At 68.7% G+C, this 9,378-nt stretch carries 8 protein-coding genes; all 8 read left to right on the plus strand.

Going from position 1 to position 9,378, the window contains the following annotated elements:
* Positions 1 to 98 precede the first annotated feature (98 nt).
* Positions 99 to 1,688 carry a phosphoglycerate dehydrogenase gene (gene serA / locus EPD65_RS14280; protein ID WP_131585292.1) on the plus strand — a complete coding sequence of 530 codons (1,590 nt, stop codon included), beginning with the start codon at positions 99 to 101 and terminating at the stop codon, positions 1,686 to 1,688.
* Positions 1,689 to 2,057: 369 nt separating this feature from the next.
* The gene (locus tag EPD65_RS14285) at positions 2,058 to 2,939 is read left to right on the plus strand and encodes a glycoside hydrolase family 16 protein (RefSeq protein WP_131585294.1); all 882 of its coding nucleotides are present in this window, start codon (positions 2,058 to 2,060) and stop codon (positions 2,937 to 2,939) included.
* Between the two features lie 130 nt (positions 2,940 to 3,069).
* Positions 3,070 to 3,945: a glycoside hydrolase family 16 protein gene (locus EPD65_RS14290; protein WP_165873018.1), complete on the plus strand. Its 876-nt coding sequence runs from the start codon at positions 3,070 to 3,072 to the stop codon at positions 3,943 to 3,945.
* Between the two features lie 221 nt (positions 3,946 to 4,166).
* Positions 4,167 to 5,045 (plus strand): glycoside hydrolase family 16 protein, encoded by an 879-nt coding sequence (locus EPD65_RS14295; protein ID WP_131585298.1) that lies wholly within the window; start codon positions 4,167 to 4,169, stop codon positions 5,043 to 5,045.
* Between the two features lie 218 nt (positions 5,046 to 5,263).
* Positions 5,264 to 6,088: a glycoside hydrolase family 16 protein gene (locus EPD65_RS14300; protein ID WP_243640611.1), complete on the plus strand. Its 825-nt coding sequence runs from the start codon at positions 5,264 to 5,266 to the stop codon at positions 6,086 to 6,088.
* A 221-nt stretch (positions 6,089 to 6,309) separates the two neighbouring features.
* On the plus strand, positions 6,310 to 7,182 hold the full coding sequence (locus EPD65_RS14305) for a glycoside hydrolase family 16 protein (protein WP_131585302.1): 873 nt from the start codon (positions 6,310 to 6,312) through the stop codon (positions 7,180 to 7,182).
* A 193-nt stretch (positions 7,183 to 7,375) separates the two neighbouring features.
* Positions 7,376 to 8,332 carry a glycoside hydrolase family 16 protein gene (locus tag EPD65_RS14310; protein WP_131585304.1) on the plus strand — a complete coding sequence of 319 codons (957 nt, stop codon included), beginning with the start codon at positions 7,376 to 7,378 and terminating at the stop codon, positions 8,330 to 8,332.
* 219 nt (positions 8,333 to 8,551) lie between these two features.
* Positions 8,552 to 9,378: glycoside hydrolase family 16 protein (locus EPD65_RS14315; RefSeq protein ID WP_131585306.1), on the plus strand; the 827-nt coding region annotated here is incomplete at its 3' end.

Below are 9,378 nucleotides of genomic sequence, written 5' to 3' on the forward strand. Positions count from 1 at the left end.
TGTAGAGTGAGGCGCGCGCACAGCGTCGTGCACTCCTGTCGGATGGTTGTCCTCCGGCTGCCGTCCTGATCCGCTTCACAACACCTCGAGGAACCGCTGTGAGCAAGCCTGTTGTCCTCATCGCCGAAGAGCTGAGCCCCGCCACCATCGACGCGCTGGGTCCCGACTTCGAGATCCGCAACTGCAACGGTGCCGACCGCGCCGAGCTGCTGCCCGCCATCGCCGACGTCGACGCGATCCTGGTCCGCTCCGCGACCAAGGTCGACGCCGAGGCACTGGCCGCGGCCAGCAAGCTGAAGGTCGTCGCCCGCGCCGGTGTCGGTCTCGACAACGTCGACGTGAAGGCCGCCACCGAGCGCGGTGTCATGGTCGTCAACGCTCCGACGTCCAACATCGTCTCCGCCGCCGAGCTCGCCGTTGCGCTGATGCTCGCCGCCGCCCGCAACGTCTCCCCGGCGCACGCCGCGCTCCGTGACGGCGTCTGGGCCCGCTCGAAGTACTCCGGCATCGAGCTCTACGAGAAGACCGCCGCCATCGTCGGCCTCGGCCGCATCGGTGTGCTGGTTGCCCAGCGCCTGAGCGCCTTCGGCATGAAGGTCATCGCGTACGACCCCTACGTCCAGGCCGGCCGCGCCGCCCAGATGGGTGTCCGTCTCGTCGACCTCGACACCCTCATGGCCGAGGCTGACTTCATCTCCGTGCACCTGCCGAAGACCCCGGAGACCGTGGGCCTGATCGGCGCCGACGCCCTCTCCAAGGCGAAGAAGGAGCTCGTGCTCGTCAACGCCGCCCGTGGTGGCATCGTCGACGAGGACGCGCTCTACGACGCCCTCAAGGAGGGCCGCATCGCGGCTGCCGGTCTCGACGTCTTCGCCAAGGAGCCGTGCACCGACAGCCCGCTCTTCACCCTCGACAACGTCGTCGCGACGCCGCACCTCGGCGCCTCGACGGAGGAGGCCCAGGAGAAGGCCGGCATCGCCGTCGCCAAGTCCGTCCGCCTCGCGCTCGCCGGTGAGCTCGTCCCCGACGCGGTCAACGTCCAGGGTGGCGTCATCGCCGAGGACGTCCGCCCGGGCATCCCGCTCACCGAGAAGCTCGGTCGCGTCTTCACGGCCCTCGCCGGTGAGGTCGCGCAGCAGCTCGACGTCGAGGTCCGCGGCGAGATCACGGAGTACGACGTCAAGGTGCTCGAGCTGGCCGCCCTCAAGGGCGTCTTCGCGGACGTCGTCGAGGAGCAGGTCTCCTACGTCAACGCCCCGCTGCTCGCGGCCGAGCGCGGTGTCGCGGTCCGTCTGGTCACCGACTCCGAGTCGCCCGACCACCGCAACCTGATCACGATCCGCGGCACGCTCGCCGACGGCTCGCAGGTCTCCGTCTCCGGCACGCTCGTCGGCATCCACCAGCGCGAGCGTCTCGTCGAGGTCAACGGCTTCGACATCGATGTCGAGCTGACCGACCACCTCGCGTTCTTCCGCTACGAGGACCGTCCGGGCATGGTCGGCACCGTCGGCGGCATCCTGGGTGACGCGGGCGTCAACATCGCCGGCATGCAGGTCGCCCGTGACGCCAAGGGCGGCCAGGCGCTCGTCGCCCTCTCCGTCGACTCCGCCATCCCGGCCGAGACGCTGGCGAAGGTCGAGGCCGAGATCAAGGCCGAGTCGGTGCGTGCTGCCGACCTGACCGACTGATCCACGCGGTCTGTCACAGACAACCTGTCGAGACTCCGTCGCCCTTCGGGGCGGCGGAGTCTTCGTCGTTTCTGGCTCTGTTGAGCCAATCTGGACCGAATTGTCGTGATGCAGGCCACCCGTGTCCTGCCGTCACCCGGTTGACCTGCTGACGTTTACTCATTGGTAACTAGTGGTCACCAACGCGTGGTCACGAGGCGGGCTCCGTGCCTGCCGGGTCACCTGCTGCCAGCCAGAGCAGCGCGATCGAGTCGCCAACGATGACGGCTGTGGTCGGAGTCGTACAACCGCGGCCATCTGGCGTGCGCGTGCCCCGCATGCGTGCTCACCGACCCCGTCACCCCGGGGCCTGATGAGGAAGCCGGATCCATGTTCACCGCTGCACTCCGTCCTGCCCGTTGGCTGACCGTCCTGGTCGCCCTGACCGCTCTCGCTGTCGCGCCCGTCGCCCAGCACCCCGACGCCGCCGACGCGGCCGCGAACGACGCCTGTGGCGCGCGCATCGCCAAGCCGGCAGGTGGGCTGTGGGCCTGCTCCTTCGTCGATGACTTCAACGGCACCTCCCTGGACGCCGCGAAGTGGGCCGCGCAGAACACCGCGCTCTCGGGCTTCTACATGAACAAGACCTGCTTCAAGCAGGGCCAGGGGTACGCCGTCCGGGGTGGTCAGCTCACGCTCACCGTCCGCCGCACGGCGGCCTTCACCTGCCAGGTGCCGGGGGACGGCGACTTCACCTCGACGTCCGTCGGCGGCGCCATCTCGACGTACGGCAAGTTCGCGCAGGCCTACGGCCGGTTCGAGGCGCGGATGAAGTTCCCGGCCTATGCCGCTCGCGGCCTGCACGGCGGCTTCTGGATGAATCCCCAGGCCCGGTCGTACGGCGCCTGGCCGGCGTCGGGGGAGATCGACGTGGCGGAGTGGTACTCGTCCGTCGCCAGCCGGATGTATCCGTCGCTGCACTACACGGGCAGCACCAGCGCGGACACGGCGTACACCTGCTCGATCGGGCGGGCCGACACCTTCCACACCTACGCCGTGGTCTGGGGCACGACCTCCATGCAGTTCCTGTACGACGGCCAGCTGTGCTTCAAGCGCTCGTGGTCGCCGACGGACGTGGAGGCGCCCAAGCCGTTCGACAAGCCGTTCACGGCCTCGCTGATCGCCGCTCTGGGCGCGGGCAGCAATGCGCCCGACGCGAAGACCCCGAAGGCGAGTGCGACCGTTGTCGACTACGTGAAGGTCTGGCGCTGACGCTCTCGACTGGAAAGTGATTCTCGCCACAATTTCGTGACTCCGTCCGCGAGGATTCGTTGGGTGCGGTATGCGAACGCGCGACTCGGAGCGCGCTCGTGCCCTGCCCGGGGATGACGAGGAAGTCGCCATGCCGCACGCTCTGCTCCGCCCTGCCCGCCTGCTGGCGGTGCTCGTCGCGCTCGCCGGCCTGCTGCTGGTCCCTGCTGTCGACGCCCCACAGGTCGCCGACGCGGCCACGACCGATGCGTGCGGCGCGCGCATCGCGAAGCCCGAGGGTGGCTACTGGAGCTGTTCGTTCGTCGACAACTTCTCCGGCGCGAAGCTCGACACCGCCAAGTGGCTGCCCCAGGTCACGGCGCTGTCGGGCTTCAGCATGAACCGCACCTGCTTCCTCAGCGGCCGCGGCTATCGCGTCCTCGACGGGACGCTCCGCCTGCAGGCCCATCGCACGTCGACGTTCAACTGTCGCAACCGCGGCTCCGACTGGAGCGCGAGCGCCGTTGGTGGCGCGGTCTCGTCGTACACGAAGTTCGACCAGACCTATGGCCGGTTCGAGGCCCGAATCAAGTTCCCGCGCTACAGCGCGCGCGGCCTTCAGGGCGGGTTCTGGATGAACCCCACGGAGCGCACCTATGGCCCGTGGCCCGCCTCGGGCGAGATCGACGTCGCCGAGTGGTACTCCGCGCTCGCGCGCCACGTCTTCCCCTCGCTGCACTACACGGGCCGCACGGCGCACGACACCGCCGCCTGCCTGATGGGTGACCGGTCGAGGTTCCACACCTACGGCGTCACCTGGTCACCCTCGCGCATGCGGTTCCTGTACGACGGCAGGCTCTGCTTCTCGCGGGCCTGGGAGCCGACGGATCTGGAGGCGCCCAAGCCGTTCGACCAGCCGTTCACGGTCGCGCTCGTCGCCGCGATCGGCGCGGGGGACAACGCGCCCAGCTCGAGCACCCCCACGTGGACAACGACCAAGATCGACTACGTGAAGGTCTGGCACTGACCAGCAGGTGAACGGCGTGGCGCGGCCCACACCGCAAACCCCGTCACCCGCACGCAAACCGGTCGTTTCACCCGTGGTTCGCCCGCCAGAGCGAACGATCGCGCAGTCAACGTCGACAGCGCCTGGTCATCGCCGACACCTCGGCCTTCTGGCGTGCACGTTCTCGGGTGCGTGCGCTCACCGACCCCGCGACGAGCGGGGCCAGCTGAGAGAAGTGCCCGATGTCCCGCCCCGCCCTGCGCCCTGCCCACGTGCTCGCCGTCCTCGCGGCCCTGCTGGCCTTCGCCGTCCTGCCGGTCATCGACGGCCCCGACACCGCCTCCGCTGCGACGTCCGACGCCTGCGGTGCCCGGATCGCCAAGGCCGACGGCAGCCTCTGGAGCTGCTCCTTCGTCGACGACTTCGACGGCGCCTCGCTCGACACGACGAAGTGGGCTGTCCAGGACACCTCGAAGTCGGGATTCTACATGAACAAGACCTGCTTCCAGCCCGGCAAGGGGTACGCCGTCGGCGGCGGCAACCTGACCCTCACGGTCGATCGGAGCAAGTCCTTCCAGTGCAAGAAGCCGGTCGGTGGCTTCCGCACGAACGCCCTGGGCGGCGCGATCTCGACGTACGGAAAGTTCACGCAGACCTACGGTCGCTACGAGGCGCGCATCAAGTTCCCCGCGTACCAGGCGCGCGGCCTGCACGGCGGCTTCTGGATGAACCCCCAGGACCTGACCTACGGCCGCTGGCCGGCGTCGGGCGAGATCGACGTCTCGGAGTGGTACTCCGCGAAGATCGACCAGGCGTTCCCGTCGTTGCACTACCGCGGCAGCACCGACGCGGACACCGCGCTCGACTGCATCGTCCCGGCAACCGACGCGTTCCACACGTACACGGTCGAGTGGAGCACGACGAGCATGAAGTTCTACGACGACGGTCAGCTCTGCTTCGACCGGATGTGGAGCCCGACGGGCATGAAGGCGCCGGCGCCGTTCGACAAGCCGTTCACGGCCTCCCTGATCGCCGCGCAGGGTGCGGGCTGGAACTCGCCCGACACCAAGACCCCGAAGCTCGCCGCGACCGTCGTCGACTACGTGAAGGTCTGGCGCTGATCCCACCCCGCTGAAGACGACAGATCCCATGGTCCGTTCGGGCCATGGGATCTGTCGTGTTGGAGGGCGGGTATGACCGACTGGGTGATGGGCATCACACCCCCTTTTTCCTATCCTCGAAAGCGGGAGCGGGGAGACCCGCAGGGGAGGGAAAGAGGTACTCCGTCATGAGGTTGAGGGACCTTGGGCGGGCGCGAACGCTCGCTGCTGTGACGTTGATGCTGTCGCTGGGCGCTGTCCCGGGGACGCAGGAGAGCGCGGAGGCCGTGGGCGATGCCTGCGGAGCGACGGTGCTCAAGGCGGACGGGACGGCATGGGCCTGCACGTTCGTCGACACCTTCGACGGGCTGAAGCTCAACCCGGCCAAGTGGGCCGTCCAGGACACCGCCACGACCGGGTTCCGGGTGGGCGACACCTGCTTCAAGGCCGGCCAGGGCGTCACGGTCGGCGGCGGAACGCTGCGGCTCACCGTGCAGCGGCGCACGCCGTTCTCGTGCCAGAGCCTGCTGGGTGACCTGCTCGGCAAGGCGAGCTACACCGGGGGAGCGGTCTCGAGCTGGGGAAGGTTCGACAAGGCGTACGGGCGCTTCGAGACCCGGATGAAGTTCCCGGCGTACACGGGCCCGGGCCTGCACGGCGGGTTCTGGATGAACCCCAAGGTCCGCACCTACGGCCTCTGGCCGGCCTCGGGCGAGATCGACGTGGCCGAGTTCTTCTCGGGCGTCTCGCAGAACATCTACCCGTCGCTGCACTACACCGGCAGCACGCGCAACGACTCCGGCTTCAACTGCCCCGTCTCGCGCGTCGACCAGTTCCACACGTACGCCGTGGAGTGGAGCCCGACGCAGATGGACTTCTCCTACGACGGACAGGTCTGCTTCAGCCGCACCTGGGCGCCGCTGGACCTCCTGGCTCCGGCGCCGTTCGACCGGTCGTTCGTCCTCGCGCTGACGGCGTCGACGGGCATGGGCACCAACGCCCCGACGTCCGCCGTGCCGAACGCGAACGTCACCCAGGTCGACTACGTGAAGGTCTGGAGCTGACCAGCATGTGACCCAGATCACGGCTTGTGCGTCCGTTTGTATGGGAGCCTGACCGCTGCCTGTCGACGGGATGGCAGGCGGCTGTTCGGCACGGATGGGGGTCCGTTGCCCGGATGGCGGTGCGGGTCCGTCCATCGGGGGACAGGTCGCGGCGCGTGCCTTCGTTCACTCCATCTCGCGGGCGCGGGGTCCGTGATGGAGCTGGCTGAGGAGACACCTTCATGTCGGTTCGACATACCGCTCGGGCGCGCTGGGCTGCTGCGACGGTGCTGTTCGCGGCGCTGGGCGTGGTCCCGGCGACCGGGCCCGCCGCGGATGCTGCCGGTGACGCCTGCGGCGCCACCATGCTCAAGGCGGACGGCACGGCCTGGTCGTGTTCGTTCTCCGACGACTTCAACGGCGCCACGCTCGACACGACGCGCTGGGTGCCGGCCGAGACGGGCGACAACGGCTACCGCGTCGGGATGACCTGCTTCGACCCTGAGCACAACATCAAGGTCGCGGACGGCGAGCTGCACCTCACGGTCTCGAAGCGCGTGGCGGGCCAGTGCAGCGGTGTCACGTCGATGACGGCGCAGTACGTCGGTGCCGCGCTCTCGACCTGGGGCAACTTCGCCCAGACCTACGGTCGGTGGGAAGTGCGGATGCGCTACCCGACCCAGGACGTGCGCGGACTGTGGGGTGGCTTCTGGGCCAACCCGCGCGACCGGGACTACGGCCGCTGGCCCGCGTCTGGCGAGATCGACGTCGCTGAGTGGATGTCCGGCATGCCGGACCAGGTCGTCCCGACGCTCCACTACACCGGCTCGACGACCGAGGACACGGGCTGGGACTGCGGAGTACCCGACCTGACGACGTTCCACACGTATGCGGTGGAGTGGTCGCCGCAGGAGATGCGCTTCTACTACGACGGATCGCTGTGCTTCACCCGGTCGTGGGATCCGACGAGCCTCCGGATCCAGCCGCCTGAGCCGTTCGACAAGCCGTTCGTTCCCTCGCTGCTGGCGACGGCCGGTCAGTCCTGGAACTCGCCGCCGCTCGGCAAGACCTCGGGCGGCACGTTCGACGTCGACTACGTGCACATCTGGCGCTGAGCGAAGTTTCTCCAGAAATGTGCGTCATGACACAGTCCACCCGACGTTTCTGGAGTGACCGGTCAGCACGGAGTGGGGGCTCCCTGGCCGGTCGGCAGCGATCGGGCGCTGGCACCAGTCCACCAGCGAGATCGCGCCAGCAGGCACGGTCCGGGAGGGCCTCGTCCGAGGCCGCGAATGAAGGAATCTGCACATGGTGAATGTCCTGCGCAAGCCGGCCGGACGGGCCGCCGCGCTCGTCCTCGTGGCGGCTGCCGTTGCCGTTCCTCTGTCTGCCGGTACGGCTGACGCCCGGTCGGGCGGCGGTTCCTACTACGGCTCCTACGGCGGCAACGGGGGAGGCGGCGGTCGCGGACACGGCGGCGGTGGCAGCACCAGCCCGACGGACGCGTGTGGTGCCGTCCTGGCGAAGCCGAGCGGCGGGTCGTGGTCGTGCTCGTTCGTCGACGACTTCGACGGAACGTCGCTGGACACCACCAAGTGGGTCGCGCAGAACTCGGCGCTGAGCTCGTTCACGGTCGGCGCGACGTGCTTCGTGGCCGGCGAGGGCTACGACGTCTCCGGTGGCGCGCTGAAGCTCACCGTGACCAAGAAGGACCCGTTCGCGTGCAACACGCCGTGGGGCGCTCGCACCGCGTCGTACACCGGTGGCGCGGTCTCGACGTACGGCAAGTTCTCGCAGGCCTACGGCCGTTTCGAGGCGCGGATCGCGTTCCCGGGGCACACGGACGCGGGCCTGCACGGCGGCTTCTGGATGAACCCGCAGAACAAGGTCTACGGCGCCTGGCCGGCCTCGGGCGAGATCGACGTCGCCGAGTGGTTCTCCGGCGTTGCCGACCACGTCTTCCCGACCCTGCACTACACCGGCAGCACCTCGGCCGACACCGGTTGGAACTGCGTCGTCGGTGACGTGAGCACCTATCACACGTACGCCGTGGAGTGGTCGCGGTCGAAGATGGACTTCCTCTTCGACGGGCAGCTCTGCTTCTCCCGTTCCTGGGCTCCGACCGATGTCCAGGCCCCCGCGCCGTTCGACCAGCCGTTCACCGCGTCGCTGCTCGCGGCTGCGGGTCAGGGCACCAACAGCCCGACCGACACCATGCCGGCGCAGGCGACGACCCTCGTCGACTACGTCAAGGTCTGGAGCTGACCGGATCAGGTTCACTCAACGGCGCCGCCGCATCCCTGTCGGGTGCGGCGGCGCCGTGTTTCCCGGACACGCATGACCAGCATGTGACCGATGCGGTGGACGGCAGCGCGATCTTCTGGAAACCTCCACTCGGCGTTTCGTGATGGGGGTCACGGCTGACGCATCGTTGCCGCGCTCGGGGCGGAATCCACATGGGGCTTCGAAGGGATTCCACGACCAATGTCTCGTCTTGCGCACTTTCGCGCGCGCACGCTCGCCGCACTCGCTCTGACGGGGTCGCTCTGCATCGCGCCCGCCGTCATGCCGGCGTCGGATGGCGCCACGGCGACCTATGACGCGTGCGGCGCGATCCTGGTGAAGCAGTCGGGCGAGAACTGGTCGTGCAGCTTCGTCGACAACTTCTCCGGCACGCGGCTGGACACCACCAAGTGGGTGGTGCAGGACAGCTCGGTCTCCGGATTCATGATGAACAACGCCTGCTTCGACGCGGCCCAGAACCACGCGCTCGGTGGCGGCTTCCTGAAGCTCTCCGTCACCCGCAAGCCGGCCTTCAACTGCGACCTCCCGTATGGCACGCGCGGCACGCAGTACATGGGCGGCGGCATCTCGACGTACGGCAAGTTCTCGCAGGCCTACGGCCGTTTCGAGGCGCGGATCGCGTTCCCGGGGCACACGGACGCGGGCCTGCACGGCGGCTTCTGGATGAACCCGCAGAACAAGGTCTACGGCGCCTGGCCGGCCTCGGGCGAGATCGACGTCGCCGAGTGGTTCTCCGGCGTTGCCGACCACGTCTTCCCGACCCTGCACTACACCGGCAGCACCTCGGCCGACACCGGTTGGAACTGCGTCGTCGGTGACGTGAGCACCTATCACACGTACGCCGTGGAGTGGTCGCGGTCGAAGATGGACTTCCTCTTCGACGGGCAGCTCTGCTTCTCCCGTTCCTGGGCTCCGACCGATGTCCAGGCCCCCGCGCCGTTCGACCAGCCGTTCACCGCGTCGCTGCTCGCGGCTGCGGGTCAGGGCACCAACAGCCCGACCGACAC

Source organism: Nocardioides jejuensis, from assembly GCF_004337475.1.
GTDB lineage: Bacteria > Actinomycetota > Actinomycetes > Propionibacteriales > Nocardioidaceae > Nocardioides > Nocardioides jejuensis.

Coding starts and splice junctions, on each gene's coding strand:
- EPD65_RS14285 (WP_131585294.1), top strand. CDS start 2,058: ATGTTCACCGCTGCACTCCGTCCTGCCCGTTGGCTGACCGTCCTGGTC.
- EPD65_RS14290 (WP_165873018.1), top strand. CDS start 3,070: ATGCCGCACGCTCTGCTCCGCCCTGCCCGCCTGCTGGCGGTGCTCGTC.
- EPD65_RS14295 (WP_131585298.1), top strand. CDS start 4,167: ATGTCCCGCCCCGCCCTGCGCCCTGCCCACGTGCTCGCCGTCCTCGCG.
- EPD65_RS14305 (WP_131585302.1), top strand. CDS start 6,310: ATGTCGGTTCGACATACCGCTCGGGCGCGCTGGGCTGCTGCGACGGTG.
- EPD65_RS14310 (WP_131585304.1), top strand. CDS start 7,376: ATGGTGAATGTCCTGCGCAAGCCGGCCGGACGGGCCGCCGCGCTCGTC.
- EPD65_RS14300 (WP_243640611.1), top strand. CDS start 5,264: ATGCTGTCGCTGGGCGCTGTCCCGGGGACGCAGGAGAGCGCGGAGGCC.